Raw genomic sequence first — 24,803 nt, 5'->3', positions numbered from 1 at the left:
TTATGTCGTACCTTTCGACATTTTATCGAACCGATATTAACCCCAAAACCCAACAACCTAGATAGGCGTTTTCGCATTTATCGTGAAACGCTTTCGCGTTTTTCGTGCGCCGCTTCATTCATTGATCAGTGCGTATCGGCTCCCGGTTTACCTGTTCGTTCCATTCCTTGTAGGTGTAGCGGACATTTTTTCGAACATCATACAAAGCCTCTTTGTTTGGAAACCTTTTTACCGTTAAATTAAAGATTTTTCCAATTGTCGTGGTCATTTAAACGCCTCCATTAAGTATATTGGCAAGTTTCCCCATTTAATTTACGCATCCGGATGCATTATTTGCGAATCCAATTTATAACGACTAAGAGTTAATCTAACCGTTCAATAATTGTCGCGTTTGCCATACCGTGGCCTTCGCACATTGTTTGCAATCCGTATCGTCCTCTGGTGCGCTCGAGCTCATACATCATCGTTACCATTAAACGCGCACCGCTGCCGCCAAGAGGATGACCTAGAGCAATCGCACCGCCGTTGGGATTAAGTTTTGCCGGGTCAGCACCCGTATCTTTCAGCCAAGCAAGCGGTACCGGGGCAAAGGCTTCATTTACTTCAAATATATCAATAGCATCAATGGAGAGCCCTGACTTTTCGAGTGCTTTCCGCGTTGCGGGAATCGGTCCTGTCAGCATCAAGGTTGGATCGGAGCCAACGACTACACGTGTATGAACACGGAACCGCGGCTTTAGGCCAAGCTCTTCTGCTTTCTCGCGGGACATGAGTAATAAGGCGGCTGCTCCGTCACTAATTTGACTAGAGTTTCCGGCATGAATGACACCATCCTCTTTGAAGGATGTCTTCAAACCTGCCAATGCTTCAAGTGAAGTCCCCTTTCTTGGACCGGAATCATCTTTGACGGTAACTGTGGCTCCGTCCGGAAGCGTTACTTCAAGCGGAAAAATTTCTCTAGCAAAATACCCTTCATCCTGCGCCTTTAATGCCTTTTGGTGACTTTCGAGTGAAAATTGATCGAGTTGTTCCCGAGTAAAACCATAGTTTTCGGCAATCCGCTCAGCAGATAATCCCTGATGAATCATTTCGTACTTAGATCTTAAATTCGGACTAAAAGTGTCCTCGGCCCCCTTATAGTTAGAGCCCATCGGCACACGTGACATGCTTTCCACACCGCCGGCAATTACGACATCCATATCGCCGGCAAGAATTGCTTGTGCAGCAAAGTGAACAGCTTGCTGGCTTGAACCGCATTGGCGGTCAATCGTGGTGCCTGGCACCTCAATTGGGAATCCAGCGATTAAAGCAGCAACCCTGGCAATATCCCCAGCTTGTTCCCCTGATTGGGTCACACAGCCTAAAATGACATCATCGATTATTGCTGGATCGATACCTGCACGGTTTACCAGCTCTTTTAATGTTAAACCAGCCAAATCATCCGGTCGGATCTCCTTCAAAAGACCATTTCTTCTCCCTACAGGGGTCCGAACCCCTTCAACAATGACAACTTCCCGCATATACAACTTCCTTTTTATAAACCTAGATTTTTCGCAATGATCGTCTTCATGATCTCATTTGTTCCGGCATAAATGCTCGAGACAGGAATATCGCGGAATCGTCTCGCAATTTCGTATTCCTCCATATAGCCGTATCCGCCATGGAGCTGCATACATTCCGCCGCAATCTTCTTTGCAATATCTGTCAGCTTCCATTTTGCCATCGACACCTTCGTCACGACGTTTTTCCCTTCAATATGCTCGGCAATTAACTGATCCAAGAATACCCTGCCCATTTCAATCTCGGTTGCCATCTCAACAATTTTAAACTGAGTATTTTGGAATTGGCTTACGGGTTTTCCAAACGCTTCCCGGCTTTTCACGTAATCGATGGTCATTTTCAGCATCACTTCCGATGCCGTTTGTGCTCCAATTGCAACAAGAAGCCGCTCCTGTTGGAGTTTTTCCATTAAATAGAGGAAGCCCTTGCCTTCTTCGCCAAGCAGATTTTCCTTTGGAACCCGGCAGTCTTCAAAAATCAATTCCGCTGTATCCTGACAATGAAGCCCAACCTTGTTCAACTTTCTACCTCTAGAGAATCCAGGTGTATCCCGTTCAATTAAGATAAGACTAACCCCCTTATGCTTCGGTACTGCCTGGGGGTCGGTTTTAACCGCGACCAAAACAAGGTCAGATTGAATCCCATTCGTGATAAACGTCTTTTGTCCGTTGACGATATAATGGTCACCTTCAAGCTTGGCGGTTGTTTTAATATTTGCAAGATCAGAGCCTGTGCCTGGTTCCGTCATGGCAATTGCGGTAATAATTTCACCAGTGACACATTTCGGCAGCCAGCGCTGCTTCTGTTCCTCACTGCCGTATGTGGTGATGTATGGCACCACAATGTCGTTATGAAGCCCGATACCAATTAGTCCTGACCCGACGCGCTCTAGCTCCTCATTTATAACAACTGCAAAACCCCAATCTACTTCACTGCCGCCATATTTTTCATCGATATCAGGGCATAGAAAGCCCTGCTCCCCCATCTTCTGCCAAAAAGACCGAGGAATCATCCGGTCTTCTTCCCATTGCTCATAAAAGGGATATGCTTCTTTTTCTAAAAACTTTCTTAACGATTGGCGAAAAATTTCGTGGTCATCGTTTAAGTATGGGTGTTTCATTAGATAACCTCACTTTCAGTTGAGGAAGTGCTTCGGTTATTCTTCTCACCACTCATTTGATTCATTTTCTGCCGTAATTGGTATTTTAGTATTTTTCCAGAAGCGTTCCTTGGCAGCTGCTGTTCAATAAAAATCCGCCTTGGGACCTTGTAACCAGCCAGCTTCTCCCGGCAGAAGCTGCGCAATTCCTGTTCATCAATCACTGCACCCTCTTTTGGGACAATGATCGCACAAACAGCCTCGCCCCATACCTCATCCGGCAATCCGATAATCGCTGCCTCAAGAACAGCCGGATGTTCATACAGAACGCCTTCCACCTCAACGGAATATACATTTTCCCCGCCCGAGATGATCATGTCCTTTTTCCGGTCAACTAAGGTAATATAGCCTTCCTCGTCAATCGTTGCCAAATCACCTGTATAAAGCCAGCCATTTTTAAGGGTGCTCTTTGTTTCATCGGGCTTTTTATAATACTCCTTCATCACCATCGGACTGCGAAGAATAAATTCACCAATTACACCTGGTAACACGTCTTTCCCTTCTTCATTGACAACCCGCGTTTCAGTCATAAAGATTGGTTTGCCACCCTTGCCAAGATGTAGTTTATGCCCCTCCGGATCTAGGAGAATCCCGCCTGGTCCCGCTTCCGTTAGACCGCATAAATTGTAAAATTGATCTGTTTTAAATAACTGCATACTTTTTTTAACAAGCTCCGGTGCCATCGGGGCTGCCCCATATCCAACTCTCTTAATGGATGACAAATCATATTCGGCAGCATTCGGAACTTGGAGCAAGAACGTATACATCGCGGGTACAGCAAATAAATGGGTAATTTTATGTTCTTGAATGGCTTGCAGTGTTTTAACTGGATGGAAATCTCGATGGATAATATGCGTCGCACCAAGGGCAACGCCGGAAATTAAGAATAGATTTAATTGTGCTGAGTGGAACAACGGTGCTAAATGGAGAATACGTTCTTGCTGGCTAATCTCCATACTGATGACGACGGAAATTCCGACTTTGAAAATTTGACTATGATCAAAGAGGGCTCCCTTTGGACGTCCTGTCGTACCCGAAGTGTACAAAATTTCGACATCGTCCTTTTCTGAAACTTCAATAGCGGGTTCATCCCTGTTATCAGATAAAACTTTTTCATATGAATAGAAACCCGCCGTTTCGGGCTCTCCCACCGTGATGACCATCCGGATGGATGTTCCTTGTTCTGCTTCAGCAATAAGCTGTTCAAATTCTTTATCACATACCACTATGGCCGCATCTGATTGCTCTAATATGTACTGGACCTCTGTAGCGGTCAATCGAAAGTTTATTGGAACAGCGACAGCGCCAATTTTAGCAGCGGCAAAAAAGGTAAAGACAAAGTGGTCTGAATTCTTCATCATTAACGCAAGCCTGTCACCTTTGTTCACACCTTGGCCAAGCAGTCCGTGAGCAAATCTATTTACCTCTTCGTTAAATTGTCTGTAGGAATAGCATCTGCCTTCACATTGGATTGCTGGGAATTCAGGGAACTTGCGGGCACTTTGAGATAAGAGACTTCCGATATTCATTTTAGATCCTCCTTTTTTTAAAAAAGATTCATTTTGAAGTATGCAATTATTATGCCAATATTCCAATAAATAGGTTCGTAGCTCGCTAACGTCTTAAGGTCTAGGTCTGCAACATTAACGTGTTTCTCGTCTGTACATGAATAGTAATTTGGTGTCCAATTACTGGACACCCTTGGATTTACGTTGTTAGTTTGTATTTCTTTATTTTTTCATACAAACCAGAGCGGCTGATTCCTAGTAATCTAGCTGCTTGCACTTTATTTCCCTGCACCTGCACAAGCGCTTTTTTAATTGCCTCGAGTTCTGCATTTTTAACCATGGATACATGTAAAATTGGTTCATTGAGTTGAACTTGTTTCATTAAATAATCCGGGAGGTCCTCGTATTTCACTTTTCCAGTTTCAGAAAATGTCATCGCCCGTTCCATAACATTCCTTAATTCCCGAACATTTCCCGGCCAGTCATAATTCAGCAGTGCTTTATTGGCATCATCCTCCAAACCGGTAATACTCGTACCTAAAATTTGATTAAATTCAATCATAAACTGGCTGATTAAATGATTAACATCATATGGACGATTGCGGAGCGGCGGAATATGAAGCGAAATAACATTGAGACGATAATATAAATCCTCTCTAAAAAGACCGTCTTTGACCATCTCTTCTAAATTTCTATTCGTGGCAGCAATAATTCGGACATCTACTTTTATCTTTACGGTTCCGCCAACCCGGTAAAATTCCCGTTCTTGGAGGACGCGAAGTAGCTTCGCTTGCAAGGTCAGAGACATGTCGCCAATCTCATCAAGGAAAAGTGTCCCACCGTTTGCAAGATCAAACTTCCCAAGCTTTCCTTTTTGCTTTGCTCCGGTAAACGCTCCCTCTTCATAGCCAAAAAACTCGGATTCTAGTAAATCCTCAGGAATCGCAGCACAATTAACAACGACAAACTTACCTGTGCTTCTAGCACTGCTGTTATGAATCGCTTGAGCAAACAGCTCCTTTCCGGTTCCGCTCTCTCCGAGAATAAGCACCGTCGATCTTCCTTTTCCTGCCTTCGCACCGCTTTTCTTCAATTTTTCCATAAAGGGGTCCGTACTTAAAATATGTTCCCAGGTGAACTTGGCTGTTTCCGATTTTTGATATTGCTGATGATAAAAGTTCGCCTTATTTTCTGCCTTCTGAAGCTTTTTAAATAATTCGCTCACCTCGTTTAATTGGCGGAAGACAACCTTGCCGATTGCCCCGATTACTTTTCCATCCTCAATAATTGGAATCCGGTGAACGATATATTTAATCCCGTTGATTTCTAAAAATCCGCTAACCTCTGCTGTTGCCGATTCATAAACTTTTTCGAGATTCAGCTGCGGTAAAACAATAACTGCTTGTTTGTACAGCACCTCATCTTCTAGAAGATTAAACAATTCCAAGAGCGGAGGGCTAACCATGGTAATGACTTTCTTTTCATCCGTCATGATGATTCCATCAAAAGCATGGTCAATCGCCGTTTCCAATGTTCTCTTTAATTTTTTTATCATTTGTAATTCTTGAGAGGTTTGCAAGAGTGACATCACCATGTCCGTTTTCGTCAGGATTCCTACGACACGATTCTGTTCATCCACGACCACACCCGTGCCAACCTTGCTAGTTTTGACGAGTTCTTCAATTTTTTCATAAGGGGTATCAATACGAATCTTTTCAACCCGTTTTTTTATGTAATTTTTAATTGGAGTGGTAAGTGAGGTTTCTTCTGTCACCATTTGATGCAAACTGCTTCGGGTAAAAACCCCAACGGGATGACTGCATGAATCTGTAACAGGCAAAAGATTCCACTTCTTTTGGTGCATGAGGCTAATCGCTTCTTTTAGCGTCGTATCTTCAGTGGCAATAAAATCAACGGGTGTAATTATGTCTTTAAATTGGAGCATGTCATCACTCCCTCTTTTCACATACCTCTATTGTACCAAAAACACAGAATATTTCCGCAATAACAATTTGAAAATTATGAAACATTTAAACTTATTAATCGTAGATATTTAAAGACAATATATTGAGGAGTGACACGATGAGCGAAAAAGGCTGTATTAAATGCGGAAGCCGTGATACAGGTACAAAAGATGTGGCGATGACAGGAACAGGAATATCGAAAATGTTAGATATCCAGCACAATAGGTTTACGGTAGTTTTTTGCAAGAAGTGTGGTTATTCGGAGTTTTATAACAAGAAAACATCGACAGCTTCCAATATTATCGATCTATTCTTGGGAGGCTGATTGAAGAAGGGAATTCCTTTGAGGGATTCCCTATGAAAAAATATCTATGATTTTATTTTTAGCGAACTGAGCCATTTCATTTTATTTTATTTTGGCTGCATGCGGATGGCTCCATCAAGTCTGATGGTTTCCCCGTTAAGCATTGGGTTTTCGATAATACTTTGGACAAGGTGGGCATACTCATTTGGGTAGCCAAGTCTTGAAGGAAACGGCACCATTTTTCCAAGTGAGTCCCGGGCTTCTTGGGGCAACGTGTCAAACATTGGTGTGTGAAAGAGTCCTGGAGCAATGGTCATAACACGGATTCCGTAACGGGCAAATTCTCTCGCAATCGGCAAAGTCATCCCAACAATTCCGCCTTTTGATGCACTGTAGGCAGCTTGGCCAATTTGTCCATCGTAAGCTGCAACCGAAGCAGTATTGATGATCACACCTCTTTCATTTTGGTCGTTCACTTCATTACTCATCATTTTTTCCGCTGCCAAACGAATCACATTAAAAGATCCTATTAAATTCACATTAATCACTTTTGAAAAGAGCGCTAGATTATGGGCACCCTTTCGTCCAAGCACCTTTTCTGCTATTCCAATCCCGGCACAGTTCACAACCGAATTGACCTCGCCCATGAATTCTGCCGCTTTATTAACCGCTTCTTGAATATCCTCTTCTTTTGTTACATCCACTCTTAGAAATAAAACTTCTTCCCCTAACTCACTTTGAAGGCGCACACCTTTTTCTTCTGATTGGTCAAAAATAACAGCCTTTCCACCATTTTGAACAATGGTACGAACTGTTGCCTCACCAAGTCCAGACGCGCCGCCTGTAACAATTGCGCGACAATCTTGTATTTTCATATACTTTGTCCTCCTTCATGACATTCCTAACCTCCTATTTTGCAAGAATTATGCCAGATGAGACTTTTTCATAAAGATTAGTCGGATCAAACAGCTATCCTTTTTCAAATGTCTATGGTTCGGACAGTTTTTTTAAAAGTGCCCAAAAATTGTACAGGTTGGAGTACGAAGAAAAGGGGAAATGAAATGGTTATTCAAAAAATGTTAATATTTTTCCTTACTTGCGTTATCATTGATTTATATTGGCATCTTTTGACGGAGGGATTGTATGGGAAAAAGGAAAATGGTCATTACACACAAACTGGAACAGAATCACATGGAGCAAATAAAAAACGCTATTCCTGATTGGGAATTAATTGTATCCAAAGACAAAGAAATCTATCAGGAGCATACCAAGGATGCTGAAATTATTGCCGGCTGGAAAAAGGGGTTGGAGGAATATTGCCTTACTTCTGAATCAAAGCTTAAATGGCTGCAAACCTGGAGTGCCGGAATTGACTCCCTGCCGCTTGAAACATTGCGAGCGAATCAAATTACCCTGACAAGTGCTAATGGCGTTCACGCCTATCCCATTTCTGAAACCATTTTCGCCTTCATGCTTGGCTTAACTCGAAAAATTCATACATACGTTAAAAATCAACAAGCAAAGACCTGGCACCATGCACACATGGGGCTGGAAATGCACGAGAAAACAATTGGAATCATTGGCGTAGGAGAGATTGGCAAAGAAACAGCGAAGATTGCCAAGGCATTTGGGATGACAGTACTTGGTGTACGAAACTCAGGAAGGCCGGTTGACTATGTGGACGAAATGTACACTCCAGATCAATTAGATCTGTTGCTGCCTAAGTGTGACTATATTGTGGTGACTCTCCCACATACAAAAGAAACCCATCAGTTATTTGGTGTAGAACAGTTTAACCAAATGAAGAACTCTGCCTTCTTTATTAATATTGGACGCGGGGAAATCGTAGTAGAGGAGGAGCTTATTACGGCCCTCCAAGAAGGAACTATCGCCGGTGCAGGTTTAGATGTTTTTGAAACAGAACCATTAACGGCGCAAAGTCCATTATGGGAAATGCAAAACGTCATTATTACGCCGCACACTTCCGGTTCAACGGAGCACTATAACAAGCGCGTAATCGAAAATATCTTAATCCCTAATCTTAAAGACTATCTTGCGGGAAAAACACCAACCATTAATCTTGTTGATTTTTCAAAAGGATATTAACTATTAAAAGCAGTACAATTTCAATCAAATTGAAATTACACTGCTTTTTTTATTTACCTTTTTTTCTTTTTTGCGTTATCTACCACAAATTTACTTTTCTTAACTGTTTCTACAACCACTTGGACATGAAAAACATTTTCATCCACACTACTAACACTTGAAACTTTTGCTTTCTTGCCTTTAATTTTTAGATCCTCCCCTTCAGTCGGAACACGTTGAAGCAGCTGACTTAATAACAGATTTTTCTTTTCAAAAAAATGAACAGCAAACATATGGGTCTCACCTATTTCATATGGAATATGTGTATCCTTCCATATAAAATATAGGTTTACCGTTAGATTTAGACCAATTTACTTTTAGTTAATATCCACTTTTTCTATATTCCTAATGGAGAAATAGGCAATCAAACAACCAACAACCGCGAGGGAAATTGGGATAGCAATCAATGAAAAAACGGTAACACCGTTATTCGTCGAGCTTGTTAGTGACACCATGATAATAGCAGATATGATGGTAGCAGGAACTGATTTTTTCCACATTCCAAAATAAAGTGGAATTAAGGCCATTCCTGCAGACGCAATCGCTCCAAGTGTCATGCTGATGAAACCATCTATTAATAACTGAGTGGTTAAAGCCCTCGGAACAAAGTGCAAATAAGCGTCGGCTAAATAAAAGGCGGTGCCAATAAAAATATTCGATAAGAAAATGGTTAGGAATGTAAAGCATGCAACAATTAATAGCTTCGCAACCATGATTTTCTTCCGGTTAATTGGGTACATGAACATCAATGAAATAGAATTACTTTTATACTCTTCGATAAAAAGCCTTGCAATCAGCACGGAAGCAAAAATAGTAAATGCTGCCCGGATTAAGCTGCCGAAATCAGTAAAGGCAGTTTCATAGCTTACGAAGGCAATGTTACCATCACTTTTTTCGCCGAAATATATCAAACATAAGAAGCCCATAATCACAAAATTGGTAATCACTACCCCTTTTAAGTAGGAAAATAATTTGAATTTCTTAATTTCAAGACTGATTAATTTACGCACTGATTCCGCCCCCATTAATTAATGTTAAGAAATAATCTTCTAATGAATGATTCTTTTTAGTGATTTCCTCAATCAACACTCCGTTTAAAATTAATGATTTGGATATTTCGGGCTGAGATAATCCAGTATCATAGATTCTAAAGCGCCCTTCATCAACGACTTTAAAGTTTGTCAAATGCAGAATTTCACCAAGGACATAAAATGCCTTTTTCACATCGTTTACTACAAGTTCGATATACTCGGTATTTTGTTCATGAATTTCGTTCATCGAAACCTCTTTAATTAATTTGCCGTCACGGATAACCCCAATCGTATCGGCGATTTGTTCGATTTCTCCAAGGATATGAGACGAGATCAGCATGGTTATCCCATATTCACGGCAGAGCATATGAAAGAGATCGCGCAGTTCCTTAATCCCTACTGGATCCAGACCGTTAATCGGTTCATCTAGAATTAACAGCTCAGGCTTGGTGATAATCGCTCGTGCGATTCCGAGACGCTGCTTCATTCCAAGTGAAAAGTCCTTTACCGACTTATCCTCAATATTTTTCAGTTTTACTAACTCCAGCGCTGCATCAATTGCTTTTTTATCGTAATAACCCATATATTCACAATGCAGCTCGAGATTTTCCCGTGCCGTCAACCGGTCATAGAAAACAGGATATTCGATAATGCTGCCCATCCGCTTTAACACTTCATAGGACGTGTTCGTTAGTTTTTCCCCAAAAATTTCAATTTCACCGCTCGTTGGCTTCACTAAATTTGTCAACATCTTCATAATTGTCGTTTTGCCCGCACCGTTTGGTCCGAGAAACCCGTAGATTTCTCCCTTTTTGACCTTCATATTGACATTAGAAACAACTTCCTTGCCTTTGTAGGCCTTGGTTAGTTGGTTAGTTTGAATAATGTAGCTCATAAATTTTCAGCTCCCCTTCGTCTTTAACTACTTTTATTCTAGTCATTAGTGTTATCTTTTTTATTAATCAAATCTTACAAAAATCTTAAGTTGAAAAAGGGTAGCTCGTTATCACGAGGTACCCTTAGCTGTTTTAATATGTAATTCGTTTTAATTGCACGGTAAAAGTCGTTTTTTCATATGGTTTGCTGTTGAGAAAAATTTGTCCTTCCATTTTCTCCACCAATCGTTTGGTAATGGTAAGTCCCAGCCCGCTGCCTTGATAGGATTTGTTTCGCGAATCCTCGAGTGTGTACATTCTTTCAAATACTAAATCCCTGTGGAGCTCACTTATCCCCTTACCTTTATCCCATATGTCTATGTAAACAGATTGTTCATCACTCCTAAGTGTCAAACCCAGCGCTTTTCCTTCCCCACCATATTGAATCGCATTGGAAAGCAAATTATTAATGACCCGGTCGAGTTCCTCTTCATTTCCAAGCGCATAAAAAATCGTCTCCGGCAACTCAATTGCAACATCAAAGCCTTTGGTGGTCAATACCTCATAAAATTGTAATATATTTTTCTGGCATACTTCATTCATATTCACCCTAGTCAGCGGCAGGTCTTTATCGCCAGATTCCAGCTTTGCTAAATCAAAGAACTTTTTAATTAAATCTAAAACTTCAACCGTTTTCCCGTGCACTTTTTGCAGGAGTTCCTTGGTTTCATCGGTTGTTCTGTTTGGATCGTTCAACATAATCTCGATGTATCCGAGCACAACGGTCAGCGGCGTTTTTAAATCATGTGAAATGTTGGAAAGCATTTTTCGCATCGACATTTCCGTTTTATTGTAGCTGGACAGTATTTTTTGATTATGTTCAAAGAGACGATTGATTTCGATTAATATCTGTTTCAAATCCTCTTCATCCGTGTGCACTAGCAGTTTTTCATCCGTTTTCCCATCGATAATCTGCTTTAGCTTTTTATGTATGTAAGTTAAGTTCTCTTTTTGGTACTTTCGTGATCTATATTGAAAAAAATTAAATGCAATTAGGGCGATTATAATAATAGATAAAAAAATAACCAATGTTAAAACTCCCCAAGTTTATAGCCAATACCCCATAATGTTTTGATGTACTGTGGTTTGGATGGGTCGTCCTCAATTTTCTCCCGAAGCCTTCTCATATGAACGTTAATCACATTTTCATCACCGTAATACTCATCTTCCCAGATTAAGCTATAAATTTGCGCTTTTGTGTAGACACGGCTTGGATGTGAGATAAATAATTTTAGAATCTGGAATTCTTTTGCGGTCAGCTTGATTTCTTTTCCGTTTTTTTGTGCTGAAAAATTATCTAAATCTAAGGTCAAGTCTCCCGCTGTGAGATGTTTGGTCTCTTGCTTCTGCTCTGTTCGGGAATAATGAGTCGCTCTTCTAATGGCCGCTTTCACCCTAGCCGTTAGTTCGATCATCGAAAATGGTTTGGCGATATAATCGTCCGCTCCAAAACCTAATCCTAACGCTTTATCTAAGTCACCATCCTTTGCAGACATGATCAGTACCGGTATCATACTTTTTTCTCGGATTATTTTTAAAAATTCCATTCCATCCAGTTTGGGCAGCATTAAGTCAAGGAGGATCAAATCAAACGTGTTGCTTCTAAATACTTCAAGTGCCTCTTCCCCGTCGAATGCCTGCGTGACTTCAAAACCTTCTTTCATAAATTGGCCTTTGACCATCTCGCTGATGGCCGTATCATCTTCTACTAATAATATTTTATGTTGCATAGTCTCTTCCCCCGTTCAATTCTATATGGTTATTTTCCATATTCTCATTGGAAAATCCTTTTTTTGTTGAAAGGTAGTTTAATTTAACCATTTTCAGGGTAAACGTAAAAGCTGCAGCGCAATATGCGCTGCAGCTTTCATGGGATAAAAACTTTTTTATCCCTCCTTAATAGCCACAATCCTAATTCGTTCATAATCCGCTACCCAAATGCCATTTTTAAATAAATTGTACTGAATCTTATTTTTTATTTTTTCATAAATAACTACTCTTTCCTCTTCCGAGAATTCAGGAAAAAAGTCATCTGCAAAACCATTTAACCAATGATTTAACCCTTTTGGCCCATCTGGTAACGGTGTAGGCCGAGAAAAATGATGGGCATACGATACCTTAAATCCGTACTGCTCTAGTAATGTACTATATTCCCCAATACTTGGAAAGTACCAAGGGTTTCTATTTTCTACATTGATTCCGTAATCTTGATTAAGTACCTCTGTTATTCCCTGGATAACGGTTTGGACATTTCCTTTGCCGCCGAATTCAGCAACAAGGCGGCCGCCATCACGTAATGCCATCCCAATTGACTCAACTACATTCTCAGCATTTTTCATCCAATGAAGGGTTGCGTTTGAAAAAACAGCATCATATTTTTCATTGGTTCTAAATGTTTCTCCATTATCAATGATGAACGGGATTTGTTGATATTTATCACGTGCTTTTATAATCATTTCCTCTGATGAATCCATCCCCGTCACAAACGCCCCAGACTTAGAAATCTCACAGGAAAGATCTCCAGTGCCACAGCCCAAATCAAGTATCCTCTCGCCCTTTTGCGGATGAAGAAGTTCAACAATTCCCTTACCAAAGTTAGCCACAAAACCTAATTTATTATCATACAAATCTGCATTCCACACATTTACAGAACTCATGTACTAACACCCCGCTTTAATCGAAATCTATAAAAACCACAGATAAAAAAAGAGAGGCTGCTGATATCAGTATCTCCCGATCTAACTAAGATTTTTTATATCTATCCGGTTTGAATTTTTCACTTGCTTTAAAATTATAAACCGGTTTAATAAAGCTTTTAATTTCAACTGTTTCTTCTACTTTTTCTAAGATTTCATTCATCGGCTTGTAGGCCATAGGCGCTTCATCAAGGGTTTCTTCTGAAACAGACGTTGTCCAGATGCCTTTCATTGTGTTATGAAAGTCATCCATACGTAAGCTTTTCATCGCTTTTGTCCGGCTAAGGACGCGGCCAGCGCCATGCGGTGCCGAAAAATTCCAATCCTCGTTGCCTTTACCGACTGCTAAAATCGAACCGTCCCTCATGTTGATTGGGATAATGAGGCGTTCGCCTTTTTGCGCCGAGACCGCACCCTTTCGTAAAATCAGGTTATCTGTATCAATGTAATTGTGCACCGTATCAAAGCGGTCCACCTCTTTAAAGCCCATGTTATCAGTAATCGCCCTGGCAATTTCTTCGCGATTTGCTTTTGCAAAGCTTTGAGCTAATTTCATATCATGAATATAGTTGGCGAAATCCTCGCCTTCCAAGTAAGCTAAATCGTTAGGAATGACAGGATTTTTCTCCTTGTATCCTTGGATGACTGCCTGGATTTCTTTTTGTCTGCCTTCCGCCTTTAATTTTTCAATCATCTCCGTTAAATCATGTTGGCGCAGCTTCGAAATCGCTACCTTTTGATAATAAGTGGCGATTTTTGCCCCGACATAGCGGCTGCCGGTATGGATTGTTAAATAGTGGTGCCCTTCGGAATCAATAGAAACCTCGATAAAATGATTGCCGCCGCCAAGGGTCCCTAAGCTATATCGGCTTCTGTTTTCACTTAAAATATGCTCTGTTTTAAATTCGTGAATGGCGGGAAAATTTGTGTTAATAAAGCCGACGGTCTCATCTGAATGAATCTCTTGGCCGCTCGGGACATAGGTACGGATAACCTGATCAAGCTTATTAAAATCAACTTTTTTGTTCTGCAGCTTGACGGTTAACACGCCACAGCCAACATCAACGCCAACCAGGTTGGGGACAACTTTATCCTTTAACTGAATAGTGGTTCCAATCACACAGCCTTTTCCAGCATGATAATCTGGCATAATACTAATCTTTGTTTCCTTTAAAAATGCCTGATTGCACAATTCTTGAATTTGCTCAAGCGCGGTTTCCTGTGGATAATTTGAAAATACCTTTGCTTCTGTTTGTGATCCCTTTACATTAATCACTCATTTTCCCTCCTTTGAACGCAGATTACCAATAGGCTACCAAATAATAAGAATTTGGGCAACGAGCTTTATGTGACAAGTTTCCTACTGAGTTAAAACAACAAACCCCAGCCATCCGACTATTATAAAATTAGGAATGACAAGCAAAACCGCTGCCCCGTTCCGTTTCTTTCTGACGAATATTGCCGCTACAAGATACAGAAACGGGAATATTAATCCCCAAACGAGGAAAAGCGGTGTTGCTGCCAGGTAAAGGGACATGGGTAAAATAAGAATTGCAGACCCTATAAGGAGTTTTGACTTTCTAGTATTTAAAGCAATGATGCTGACAATAAGTGAGGCAATTGTACATGGCCAGAATAATAATTGCATAAAAACGCCTCCAAATTTTCGTGAAAATGCTTTTTAATACTCAATCCAAAATCCACAAATATTTATCCCCTTGAATTCTTCAATATTCCCTTTATCGTCAGCAAGCTGCATCGAACCCTTTGCGAACAGGAAATACCAATCAAATCTATAGCCCTCTATTGAAAGAATTTCTGCTTTTGCTCTTAATGAGCTATCTTCTTTGGCTTCGGCTGTGATTTTTACACATTCCCATCTCGTTACACATTGGTACATTTCTTTACTATTAATGTAGTTCTCAAATGACGCGGGATGGGTTGGCACTCGGTACCCGCAGAAAAATAGGAATACAAGGAAAGCAACTAGCAGCTTTTTGAAAAAATCATTTTCTTCCTTATTAAATTTTATACAAAAAATAATTCCGATAACCGAATAAAAGGCAATCCAAATTAACCAGTTTATTTCAAAAAGCCAACCTGCAAAAAATGAATTTATTGTCCCAAATAGCAGGTAGCGAAGTAAATTTGTAAATGTTTTAGGATGGACATCTTCCAAATCATCTTTATTAAAACCTTTAATAAACGATAAATACATTGAATAAATAAAAATAAGTCCCATAAATATATAATTCAAAATGAACACTTCCCATTACCAATTATTTTACTTATATATTCGGTAATGGGGAAAAATACCCTTCTATAGTTAGTTTGTTTAAGAAAAAAAGGCTCTCATAATAGAAGAGCCTCATCTGTTGTTACAAACTACTTATGATAGTTGAACTTTCTCAAAGTGTTCAACTAATGGAAATGGGTCATAAAAATCATGCAATAGTTTTTTCCATTCTTGATACTCATTTGATTGCCTGAATCCAACTGTATGGTCTTCTAATGTTTCCCACCTAACCAGCAGTAAATATTTACCCTTAACTTCCATACAATGCTGTAATTCGTGAGAGATGTAGCCTTTCATGGAAGAAATGATTTTTGATGCCTGACGAAAGGCTTCCTCATACTCCTCTTCCATTCCTTGCTTAACCTGAAGCATTGCAGCCTCCAATATCATATAATCTCCTCCAATTTTTAAAAAATCACCCCAAATACCAAGACACCAATCATAATAAGCTGAATGATTGCTTTTGCCAAGGTTCCGCTAAAAAAGGCTATAAGTGTAGCAAACGCTACTTTAATGGATTCTTGGAATGTCTTCTTTTGTATCATTTCAGCAATTAATACGAATGCAAATGGGACAATCAGGACGCCAAAAGGCGGTATGACAAAACTTCCCACAATTAATCCAATCGTTGCAGCCCTCGTCCCCCACTTAGACCCGCCAGCTTTATCGACAAAGTGAAGATTTGCTAAATAATCTGCTAAAAATAATAAAATCGTCAATAACACGAGCATGGTCCACGTGATCCAAGTAAGCTCATTTGGATTAATTCCAAAATGATATAACACCACACCAACCCAAATCGGCAAAACAGAGGGGATAATCGGATAAACAAGTCCTACGAAACTAAAGATAAAACACGCTATTATAATAATCCAAAATATAATTTCCAGGATAGTAAGCACCTCTCTTATCAATTATATAAGATATATTGACAATATTAAGGATATCAAAACATCGCCCTATCCCTCCAATGCTTTTTACACTTTGTTTAAAACCCTACTTTACTTCAACAAAATGCACTTCTCCTAGTCCTTCAGCAATTTAATAAAACATCTTTCTGTTTCAAACAAATCATTAATCCTCCTATAGTTCCTGCAGAAACACTGTTTATTTAGTTAATCACTATTTTCCCCTTTATAGTCCAATTTTCTCGTTAAAAACCGTGATTGAATGAATTTGTTTGCTTACTAATCTATCTACTATTTTCCTTATTACACTTGCCTCACGCAATTCAGAATAATTAAAATCGATAAGTTCAGGCACCTTTATCCATCTGCTAGCTATAATTTCGTCCTCTTCAAGCTTCAATGAACCTCCTATAATTTCACCAGTAAAATGAAATAAAATTACCTGGTCATTTGAGCTGCTAATAAAATTATATACACCTGTAGTTCCAGTAAGTTTCACATCAAAACCTGTTTCTTCTTTTACTTCCCTGCGTGCTGCATCGAGTATGTCCTCATTATGCTCAATACATCCGGATGGAAAGTTCCACTTATTAATTGCAGATGGTTTATTTTCTTTAATAATTAATACTTCATCGCCTTTGATAATTGATACACTAACAACTAAAACAAATCCATTTTGAGTCATTTTCTTATCCCCAATATATTTTTAAAATTTCTTTTCAGGTCAATCCTTCACTAATCCGCCTCTTAATTCATTCACGCCAAATTCTATATATCCCTTTAAACAAGTCAGCATGAAAACCCAGCCTTCTTTATTATCAATCATTTGCGCTATTAGCTCTTCATCATTTTCATTAAATCCTTCCTCGTTTACTTCAATGATAGTACTTGAATGATCCAACTTCTTCAGTGTGATGGTTACAATATGCCCTTCTCCATTAGCTCCCCAACCGAAGACAATTTTTTTATTTTCTTCTATTTTCATTACTTCAATATCGCCTTGAGCGTTGTATTCATCATATTGCAAAGTAATAGTTTTACCTTCTTCCCATCTTTCCGAACTGGAGGAGAACCAAAAGTTCCCTATTTTTGAAGGATCAACGAAAGCTTCAAATACTTCATTCGCAGGTTTATTTATTTTCATTTTTGTAAGGTTGTTCATTTACTTCATCATCCCACTTTGAATTATTTTTGATAATTAAGCAGCCAGCCAATGCCAAACTGATCCACTAGGTTTGCATGGATCGCTCCCCAAAACGTATCCTGCAGCGGGTAAGTAATTTTTCCGGTTTGGCTAAGCGAATCATACACTCTTCTAATTTCTTCTTCACTATCACATTCTAAGCTAATTCGTACGTTATCCCCTTCTCTTGTCTTACCGAAGGTATCTGAAAAGTGAATGATACTGTTGCCCAGATGAAGTTCGGCATGCAAACACTTGCCATCATCGCTTTTTTGAACATTAGTGATTTCCCCGCCAAATAGCTTTTGGTAAAACTCCATTACTTCCTGACAATTATCCACAAAAATGTAGGGACTGGCACTTTTCATCTTATTCCTCCTAATGCTATTTTTTATACACCTAGTTCCATTTTATCCTATATCTTTATTTATCAATATTTCTATCACTTATAAATCGGAATTTTCTTAAATAAAGTTGCAGCTTCATTTTATAACCAAACTAAAAAAAGAGAGTCGCCCCTCTTTTCTATCGACAATATTCAATTACGATAGTCTGATTGCTATCCATCTTCATTCGTACCCCGCGCCAGCCTTGTGCAAGTTTTTCTTGTTGGTCTGATATATCGTTCATGGAAACCTCAATTGTTTCCTTGTAATCTGTCCTCTGTGGTTCGTTTAAATCCTTGACGAAAATGTAGCGCAGCATGCCGCCATATTTTTCTTTCAGACCAGCAATTTGCATTCCTTGTGCAAATTTATCCTTTAAACTTGGGATGTTGAATGGAGCAACAGTCGTACAAACATAACGAAAATCATGAGTTTCTTGCTCTAACTCCTCCATAATCACCTTTGCCAATGTTTTCTGCAAGCCATTCCCGCGATATTCTGGAAGGACATTCGAGATTTCTTGATAAATAACCGATGGCAGCTCTGCTTCTGATAAACCAATATCCAGTCCCAGGTGTTCAGGATCTCCTACAACCGGAACCAGTAACGCCCGAAAAGCGATCAATTCTTGGCTGACAAACGCCCCAATCATCAAGCCGTTTCCTTCTAGAATATACTGAAACTCTTCTGAAGTGAGCGGCTGAAGGATGGATTTTTTCTCTAAATTTGCGACAACCTGCCCCTGAATTGATAAAACTTCTGGCAAATTAGCTATTGATAATCTTTGGACGATGTATGGCTGGACTCCCAGATTTCCTTGAAAAATATAACTCATCTTTTTCTCTCCTTAGCGAATAGCGTCTTGATATATTGTTAACTCATGTAAAATTTTCTCATTAACTTCAACACCTAATCCAGGCTTATCGGTTAAGCGAATAAATGGTACCTCGTATGCTAGGTCACCGATATCTTTAGTGAACTTCAATGGACCTGTTAACTCAACACTGGTAATGATTTTTTTCGAAAATGCAACATGGAAGCCTGCTGCCGATCCTACTGAGGATTCAACCATTGACCCGATCTGACACTCCATTCCCGCAAGTTCTGCCTGATGGGCTAATTTTACCGCAGGATAGATACCGCCGCATTTCATCAATTTTATATTTACTTTGTCTGCGGCTCTTTTTTGGATGATTTCCCGCATTTCACGGGGTCCTTTTAATCCTTCATCGATCATTAAAGGGATCGTTGTTTTCGACTTCACCTCAACCATTGCATCAATATCGTCAGCAATAACCGGCTGCTCTATCCAATCAATTTGATAATCTTCCAATTGTTTTAGCGCTGATAAAGTGACTGCGCTATTTTTCCAACCTTGATTGACATCAACCCGAATGGCGATATCGGGACCTACCTCAGCACGGACGGCTTTGATTCGTTCGACATCATCTTTCACATTCGTTCCAACCTTCATTTTAAAAGAACCATAACCCTTCTCCACCATTAAAGCTGCTTCTGAAGCCATTTTTTCAGGATCAGCAATACTTAATACATGGGTAATCGGAAATTCATCATGGTAGCGCCCGCCAATCAACTGGTACACAGGCTGCCGTAATTTTTTTCCGATAATATCAAAGCAAGCGATATCGATTGCTGCCTTCGCTGCCGGGGCAGTATAGATCGTATTGTTCATTAGATCATGTATTTTTTCAATTTCCATTGGGTTTTGCCCTAACATGACAGGACCAATCGTGTTTTTAAGGATATGAAATACACCTTCCCATGTTTCCCCTGTCACATGTTCATCCGGCACTGCTTCACCGTAGCCGATGATTCCTTCATCAGTCTCTATTTTCACCATAACGGCCGGCATATATTGGTACGTATGATAACTAATTACGAAGGGATCCTTCAACGGTAAGTGGATAGCATAAAGGTGAATTGCAGTAATTTTCATTGTCATTCTTCCTTTCAGTTTACAGATATTTCATCATTTGATATAGTTGTCGTTAAATAGACGTTTATTGATTGAAGGAGGTGCTTGGAACTGACTACCAAGATTGCTGTCATCGGTTCAAATGAATTTATTAATAACATTCTCGCCATCGCAGCCGATTTACCGGATATCGAGATTGACCCGTATATTTATCAAGAGCCTGCTGAAGCTGAAGCGCTAGTAACACAATTAAAACCATGCGATGTTGTTTTTTTCTCTGGGGCATTGCCCTACTATTTTTCTAAAAAAAATCGTGAGCTGCTGCCCATTCCTTCCCATTGCTTAGCAACGGATGAGATGGCAGTCGCCTCCACGTTCCTATCCATATTATATACTAAAAAAATTGCGCTTGGACGAATTTCCATTGATTTAATTGACTCTTCTGTAGTCACAAATGTCCTGGCAGAGCTTGAATCTGACTTGCCCGAGATACAGATATTGGCCTATCGACAAATGGTAGAAGGCCATTTTGATTTAAGTAAAATTGTCGCTTTTCATCAGGCGCTTTGGGACCAAGGGGAAATTGACCTAGCCATAACAAGTGTTCATGCCATTTATCATCGTTTAAATGCCCTAGGAATCCCTGTTAAAAGGATAATCGACCCCAAAATATCATTGCGCCGCGGACTTGAAAACGCACGAGCAATGGCAGAACTGTATAAAAGAAAAGCATCTCAAGTGGCTGTTGGCTATATTTCTGCGAAGGCTTTATTCGAACATATATCTGTTTTTACCGCAAAATTTCACGCATCAGCCCAGCAGCTGGATGAAAACTTATTTGTTTTTTACAGTACAAGAGGTGAAATTGAGAGTTTAATAGACCAAAATATCCTTACAGACTTCCTAGACAATTGGCAAGACCCCTGCAAAATTGGCTTTGGCTACGGAAAAACCTTAACGGATGCTGAACAAAATGCCATGGTTGCACTTCAGTTTGCCGAAAAAGACGAGACTGGCAAATGTGGTTACATATTAACTGAAGAAAAACAATTGCTTGGTCCCTTTCCCCATGATGCAAAACAGCATCATTTGAAGCATGATGATCCTAAAATTGTTCAGGTCGCTAAACAAACGAAATTAAGTCCGGCCAACCTTTCCAAGATTATCGAATTCAGTAAGTCGCGGACATCTGTTCATTTTACTGCAGCAGATCTTAGTGAATATTTACATGTGACACGACGATCCACGGAACGTATCATAAAAAAGCTTGCCGACCATGGTTATGTGAAGAATGTTGGCGAAGAAATGACGTACCAACAAGGTCGACCAAGAGCAATCTATGAGCTCAACCTTCCCGTATATTATTAAAGGTAAAGGATAGTCCGAGATAGAACGGACTTTCCTTTTTCTACCTAAACGATTGCCGTTTCCTCTTCGACTTTCCCTATTTGAAGCATTTCGGATTCCGGTAATTTTTCAATCGTAATTCCTGTCATCGCATAGAAAATCGAAATCATCGGGACAAGATAATTCAAGATTGCGTATGGTGCATATTCAAAGGCATGGACACCAAGGGTCCCTAAAATAAACACGCCGCACGTATTCCATGGAATAAAAACGGAGGTCAATGTACCGCCATCCTCGAGTGCACGGGAGAGATTTTTTGAATGAAGTCCTTTTTCCTTATAGGCTTTCGCATACATACGAGATGGGATCACAATCGAAATGTATTGCTCTGAACAGGTAGCATTTGTTGCGAAACAGGAAACAACTGTTGAAGCAACCACCCCTTTTGCTGATTTTGCCAATTTTAATATTTGCTTTACAATTGCCTCAAGCATTCCTGAATTCTCAAGAATCCCACCGAACGTCATCGCCACAATTGTCATCGATACCGTGTACATCATCGAGTCTAAACCACCGCGGTTAAATAGATTGTCGACCATTTCGTTTCCAGTATCTATCACAAAACCGCTTTGTAACGCAGTAAACGCAGATGAAACAGAGCCGCCCTGTATGAAAATTTGTGATAAGAAACCCATGATAATTCCGATAATGAGTGCTGGAATAGCCGGTACCTTTTTGGCTACTAAAATAATAACGAGAACTGGAATAATTAATAGAAACGGTGAAATGACAAAACTATCCTGAAGGACACCTATTGTTTGATCAATACTTGCTTTATCCATTCCAGCATTACCAAATTTGAAGCCCATAATTCCGTATACAATTAAGGTAATAACGATACCAGGAACTGTTGTGAATAGCATATGACGAATATGAACAAACAAATCAGTGCCTGTTAAACCAGATGCTAGATTGGTCGTGTCTGAAAGCGGTGACATTTTATCACCAAAGTAAGAGCCCGAAATAATCGCACCAGCAATCATCGGTGCAGGAATCCCCATACTTAATCCAATCCCCATTCCTGCTACACCAATCGTTCCCATAGTCGACCAGGAGCTGCCGATTGCCAACGATACAATCATACAAATAACGGTAATGGAAACAAGAAAAAGTGATGGAGTAATAATCTTCAAACCATAATAAATCATCGTTGCCACAACTCCGCCGCCAATCCATGCACCAATCGTTATTCCAACAAGCATGATGATGACAACAGCTGGCAGGGCGAGACGAATCCCCTTATACATCATTTTTTCAACTTCATCCCATTTAAACCCCATGCGCCACGCAACAATGGCCGCAACAACAGTTCCAAAAATAAGCGGCATGTGCGGTCCCTGCTCAAGGACGATAACCGTTAACCCCATAACGACTATCATTGCCACAAGCGGGATGATCGCTACCTTAAATGGTATTTCCTTTTTCATACAGTTTCCCCCATTTTTAATCGGATTGTCAAAACCTTCTCCTATCATCGATGTCGTTTAATAGACGTTAAACCTATAGTAAAACAATCTTTAGTTATTCGTCAATAGTACTTTTAGACTTTTCAGAAAAATAAAAAGACACGATGTCACCTGCATCGTGTCTTTTTATTACGCTCTTCGCAATGTTTCAGCAAGAATGCGTGCCCCTAGGTCGAGAGCCGAGCGATTGAATGTCATTTTCGGATGGTGCAATCCCGGTCTAAGGTCTGCCCCAACTCCTATCATAGTTGCTTTAACTTCAGGATGCTTCACGGTATAAAAATGAAAATCATCGCTGCCGGATGTAATAACCGGAGGTGCAGCTACTTCATTGCCGGCAACGAGACGAATTGCTTCGTTTGCAATTGCTTCTGCTTCAGCTGAAACTTCTGCTCCCGGTGTATAATCGACCCAGTTCCATTGTATTTCAACTTCATAAAGCTTGCTAATCCCGGTCATTCCTTCTTCAATTTTGGATTGCAGCTTGTTCAAGATATCATTTTTTTGTGCACGTATATCAAGGGCGAATTCAGCTGTTCCGGGAATAATGTTCATATTCTCTCCACCAGCAATAATTCTTGTCAGTTTCACTGAATAGGATTCGAATGGTGATAGATAAATAGATTTAATAAATTGATGCAATGCCACTACCACATCAATCGCATTTTTCCCTTGATGAGGCCGTGCACCATGAGCGTCAGTGCCGATTATTTTCCCCTCTAGGAAGATGCCTGCTCCATGATGGATGGAAGGAGCCACTTTTCCTAACGGCAGTTCCTCTGCTGGGCGAAGATGAATACCGAAAAGATGGGAGACATTTTCCAATGCACCGCGTTCAATCATGGCGATGGAACCACTACCTTTTTCTTCTGCCGGCTGGAAAATAAAGCGGATTTTTTTGTTAATTTGTTTATTTTTCACATACAAAAGGGCGCCAAGAACCATCGAAATGTTCGCATCGTGGCCACAGGAATGGTTCCCTTGCCAGACTCCGTCCACCTCTTGCCATAATGCATCAATATCGGCCCGAACAGCGATCACTTCCTCCCCTTCACCGATTTCTGCGATTAAACCAGTCACATCAGAAAAACGTTTGTATGAAACACCAAGCTCATCTAAAATACCTGCGATTGTTTCCGTTGTCTTAAATTCTTTCCAGCTGACTTCCGGATGTGCATGAAAATGATCAAACCAGGTTAAAATCTGTCCTTCAAAATTTTCCTCCAAAGAAAACACTCCAATTCTATCAAAAAGGTATTACACAAATAGTACACCATTTTAGGTGTAAGGCAACATATTTTAAATCGAATCGTCTATTCCGGAAAAGTTCAAAAAGGGCATACTGATTGCCTCAGTTGCCCTTTTTTGTTACGGCAGCATTTTAGATTAAGCACAAATTTGTTTAAGAAACAGTAGTTTCAGTTTTTTCCTTGCTCTATAGATCCTTATTTTTACGGTGCTGGGCTTTAAATTAAGGACAGAGGCTATTTCATGTTCTTTTAAGCCAAGTCCAATCTTCAGCTTGAGGACATTCTGATACTCAAGTGTGAGTTTCCCGATAGCATGATTCACCTGCTCGGTTAAAATTTCGAATTCCACTTCTTCTTCTACGTTCTGCTTCATTTCTTTTCCTAAGCATTCAAGCATTTCCTGCTCCATTAGAACCGCCTTTTTTTTCCGTTCGCTGCGGACATAATCGATGGCCGTTCTGGTGGCAATAACCGACAACCATGCACCCAGTTTATTTTCATCTTCGATTGTATCGACTTTTTTCATCGCTTTAATAAATGATTCTTGAACGACATCTTCTGCCAGGTGCAAATCTCTTGTGATGGAATAGCTTATATGGAACAACCGTTTATAATACAATCGATATACCTCTGAAAAATCTATCTTGTTCACCATTTATCTCCCCAAAT

The 24,803-nt window shown here is 40.0% G+C and carries 28 protein-coding genes; 3 read left to right on the top strand and 25 right to left on the bottom strand.

Going from position 1 to position 24,803, the window contains the following annotated elements; genetic code table 11:
• Positions 1 to 118: 118 nt before the first annotated feature.
• The 5 genes from ACO1D1_RS22095 to ACO1D1_RS22075 all read right to left on the bottom strand — a co-directional run bounded on the left by ACO1D1_RS22095 (position 119) and on the right by ACO1D1_RS22075 (position 6,172).
• Positions 119 to 268, bottom strand: a complete 150-nt coding sequence (locus ACO1D1_RS22095; protein ID WP_423337126.1) for a hypothetical protein — start codon at positions 266 to 268, stop codon at positions 119 to 121.
• A gap of 94 nt (positions 269 to 362) precedes the next feature.
• The gene (locus tag ACO1D1_RS22090) at positions 363 to 1,520 is read right to left on the bottom strand and encodes a thiolase family protein (protein WP_149868975.1); all 1,158 of its coding nucleotides are present in this window, start codon (positions 1,518 to 1,520) and stop codon (positions 363 to 365) included.
• A gap of 14 nt (positions 1,521 to 1,534) precedes the next feature.
• Positions 1,535 to 2,680, bottom strand: coding sequence for an acyl-CoA dehydrogenase family protein (locus ACO1D1_RS22085; protein WP_149868974.1), 1,146 nt, complete (start codon positions 2,678 to 2,680; stop codon positions 1,535 to 1,537).
• Complete coding sequence (locus ACO1D1_RS22080) at positions 2,680 to 4,248, bottom strand: acyl-CoA synthetase (RefSeq protein ID WP_149868973.1); 1,569 nt, start codon at positions 4,246 to 4,248, stop codon at positions 2,680 to 2,682. Before ACO1D1_RS22080 ends, ACO1D1_RS22085 begins: the two co-directional genes overlap by 1 nt.
• A 178-nt stretch (positions 4,249 to 4,426) precedes the next feature.
• On the bottom strand, positions 4,427 to 6,172 hold the full coding sequence (locus ACO1D1_RS22075; RefSeq protein ID WP_149868972.1) for a sigma 54-interacting transcriptional regulator: 1,746 nt from the start codon (positions 6,170 to 6,172) through the stop codon (positions 4,427 to 4,429).
• A 137-nt stretch (positions 6,173 to 6,309) separates the two neighbouring features.
• Here ACO1D1_RS22075 and ACO1D1_RS22070 point away from each other — a divergent pair, with 137 nt between their 5' ends.
• The gene (locus tag ACO1D1_RS22070) at positions 6,310 to 6,516 is read left to right on the top strand and encodes a zinc ribbon domain-containing protein (protein ID WP_149868971.1); all 207 of its coding nucleotides are present in this window, start codon (positions 6,310 to 6,312) and stop codon (positions 6,514 to 6,516) included.
• Positions 6,517 to 6,602: 86 nt separating this feature from the next.
• Here the strand turns inward: ACO1D1_RS22070 and ACO1D1_RS22065 are convergent, their stop codons facing one another.
• Positions 6,603 to 7,370 (bottom strand): 3-hydroxyacyl-CoA dehydrogenase, encoded by a 768-nt coding sequence (locus ACO1D1_RS22065; RefSeq protein ID WP_149868970.1) that lies wholly within the window; start codon positions 7,368 to 7,370, stop codon positions 6,603 to 6,605.
• A 268-nt stretch (positions 7,371 to 7,638) separates the two neighbouring features.
• Here ACO1D1_RS22065 and ACO1D1_RS22060 point away from each other — a divergent pair, with 268 nt between their 5' ends.
• Positions 7,639 to 8,601, top strand: coding sequence for a D-2-hydroxyacid dehydrogenase (locus ACO1D1_RS22060; protein WP_423337124.1), 963 nt, complete (start codon positions 7,639 to 7,641; stop codon positions 8,599 to 8,601).
• A gap of 53 nt (positions 8,602 to 8,654) precedes the next feature.
• Here ACO1D1_RS22060 and ACO1D1_RS22055 read toward each other — a convergent pair whose 3' ends face one another.
• From ACO1D1_RS22055 to ACO1D1_RS21980, 16 genes are all read right to left on the bottom strand, one after another.
• Positions 8,655 to 8,873 (bottom strand): hypothetical protein, encoded by a 219-nt coding sequence (locus ACO1D1_RS22055; protein WP_149868968.1) that lies wholly within the window; start codon positions 8,871 to 8,873, stop codon positions 8,655 to 8,657.
• An 84-nt stretch (positions 8,874 to 8,957) separates the two neighbouring features.
• On the bottom strand, positions 8,958 to 9,650 hold the full coding sequence (locus tag ACO1D1_RS22050) for an ABC transporter permease (RefSeq protein ID WP_423337123.1): 693 nt from the start codon (positions 9,648 to 9,650) through the stop codon (positions 8,958 to 8,960).
• Positions 9,643 to 10,566 carry an ABC transporter ATP-binding protein gene (locus ACO1D1_RS22045; protein ID WP_423337122.1) on the bottom strand — a complete coding sequence of 308 codons (924 nt, stop codon included), beginning with the start codon at positions 10,564 to 10,566 and terminating at the stop codon, positions 9,643 to 9,645. The genes ACO1D1_RS22050 and ACO1D1_RS22045 overlap by 8 nt, the downstream gene beginning before the upstream one ends.
• 133 nt (positions 10,567 to 10,699) lie before the next feature.
• Entirely contained in the window at positions 10,700 to 11,635 is a 936-nt protein-coding gene (locus ACO1D1_RS22040; RefSeq protein ID WP_423337121.1) for a sensor histidine kinase, read from the bottom strand.
• A gap of 2 nt (positions 11,636 to 11,637) precedes the next feature.
• On the bottom strand, positions 11,638 to 12,336 hold the full coding sequence (locus ACO1D1_RS22035; RefSeq protein WP_423337120.1) for a response regulator transcription factor: 699 nt from the start codon (positions 12,334 to 12,336) through the stop codon (positions 11,638 to 11,640).
• Between the two features lie 156 nt (positions 12,337 to 12,492).
• Complete coding sequence (locus ACO1D1_RS22030) at positions 12,493 to 13,263, bottom strand: class I SAM-dependent methyltransferase (protein ID WP_423337119.1); 771 nt, start codon at positions 13,261 to 13,263, stop codon at positions 12,493 to 12,495.
• A gap of 85 nt (positions 13,264 to 13,348) precedes the next feature.
• The gene (locus ACO1D1_RS22025) at positions 13,349 to 14,578 is read right to left on the bottom strand and encodes an RtcB family protein (RefSeq protein WP_423337118.1); all 1,230 of its coding nucleotides are present in this window, start codon (positions 14,576 to 14,578) and stop codon (positions 13,349 to 13,351) included.
• Between the two features lie 84 nt (positions 14,579 to 14,662).
• On the bottom strand, positions 14,663 to 14,950 hold the full coding sequence (locus ACO1D1_RS22020; protein WP_423337117.1) for a hypothetical protein: 288 nt from the start codon (positions 14,948 to 14,950) through the stop codon (positions 14,663 to 14,665).
• Between the two features lie 33 nt (positions 14,951 to 14,983).
• A complete protein-coding gene (locus ACO1D1_RS22015) occupies positions 14,984 to 15,544 on the bottom strand; it encodes a hypothetical protein (protein WP_423337116.1) in 561 nt (186 codons plus the stop codon).
• Between the two features lie 147 nt (positions 15,545 to 15,691).
• Entirely contained in the window at positions 15,692 to 15,988 is a 297-nt protein-coding gene (locus tag ACO1D1_RS22010) for an antibiotic biosynthesis monooxygenase family protein (RefSeq protein WP_423337115.1), read from the bottom strand.
• 17 nt (positions 15,989 to 16,005) lie between these two features.
• Positions 16,006 to 16,500, bottom strand: a complete 495-nt coding sequence (locus ACO1D1_RS22005) for a DUF456 domain-containing protein (RefSeq protein WP_423337114.1) — start codon at positions 16,498 to 16,500, stop codon at positions 16,006 to 16,008.
• A gap of 232 nt (positions 16,501 to 16,732) precedes the next feature.
• A complete protein-coding gene (locus ACO1D1_RS22000; protein WP_423337113.1) occupies positions 16,733 to 17,191 on the bottom strand; it encodes an NUDIX hydrolase in 459 nt (152 codons plus the stop codon).
• Between the two features lie 39 nt (positions 17,192 to 17,230).
• Complete coding sequence (locus tag ACO1D1_RS21995) at positions 17,231 to 17,668, bottom strand: SRPBCC family protein (protein WP_423337112.1); 438 nt, start codon at positions 17,666 to 17,668, stop codon at positions 17,231 to 17,233.
• 23 nt (positions 17,669 to 17,691) lie between these two features.
• Positions 17,692 to 18,057 (bottom strand): VOC family protein, encoded by a 366-nt coding sequence (locus ACO1D1_RS21990; protein ID WP_423337111.1) that lies wholly within the window; start codon positions 18,055 to 18,057, stop codon positions 17,692 to 17,694.
• A 157-nt stretch (positions 18,058 to 18,214) separates the two neighbouring features.
• Entirely contained in the window at positions 18,215 to 18,910 is a 696-nt protein-coding gene (locus ACO1D1_RS21985; RefSeq protein WP_423337110.1) for a GNAT family N-acetyltransferase, read from the bottom strand.
• Between the two features lie 12 nt (positions 18,911 to 18,922).
• Complete coding sequence (locus ACO1D1_RS21980) at positions 18,923 to 20,032, bottom strand: mandelate racemase/muconate lactonizing enzyme family protein (RefSeq protein ID WP_423337109.1); 1,110 nt, start codon at positions 20,030 to 20,032, stop codon at positions 18,923 to 18,925.
• A 90-nt stretch (positions 20,033 to 20,122) separates the two neighbouring features.
• Between ACO1D1_RS21980 and ACO1D1_RS21975 the strand changes: the two genes are divergently transcribed.
• Positions 20,123 to 21,379 (top strand): transcriptional regulator, encoded by a 1,257-nt coding sequence (locus ACO1D1_RS21975; RefSeq protein WP_423337125.1) that lies wholly within the window; start codon positions 20,123 to 20,125, stop codon positions 21,377 to 21,379.
• Between the two features lie 44 nt (positions 21,380 to 21,423).
• Here ACO1D1_RS21975 and nhaC read toward each other — a convergent pair whose 3' ends face one another.
• The 3 genes from nhaC to ACO1D1_RS21960 form a co-directional block, all read right to left on the bottom strand.
• The gene (gene nhaC / locus ACO1D1_RS21970; RefSeq protein ID WP_423337108.1) at positions 21,424 to 22,845 is read right to left on the bottom strand and encodes a Na+/H+ antiporter NhaC; all 1,422 of its coding nucleotides are present in this window, start codon (positions 22,843 to 22,845) and stop codon (positions 21,424 to 21,426) included.
• Between the two features lie 168 nt (positions 22,846 to 23,013).
• On the bottom strand, positions 23,014 to 24,111 hold the full coding sequence (locus ACO1D1_RS21965; RefSeq protein ID WP_423337107.1) for an amidohydrolase: 1,098 nt from the start codon (positions 24,109 to 24,111) through the stop codon (positions 23,014 to 23,016).
• Positions 24,112 to 24,270: 159 nt separating this feature from the next.
• A complete protein-coding gene (locus ACO1D1_RS21960) occupies positions 24,271 to 24,789 on the bottom strand; it encodes an RNA polymerase sigma factor (protein WP_423337106.1) in 519 nt (172 codons plus the stop codon).
• Positions 24,790 to 24,803 lie beyond the last annotated feature (14 nt).

It is taken from the genome of Neobacillus sp. 19, from assembly GCF_049463095.1.
Classification (GTDB): domain Bacteria; phylum Bacillota; class Bacilli; order Bacillales; family Cytobacillaceae; genus Neobacillus.
The sequence above is the reverse complement of the archived record's forward strand: the minus strand, read 5'-3'. Positions and strand labels throughout refer to the sequence as shown.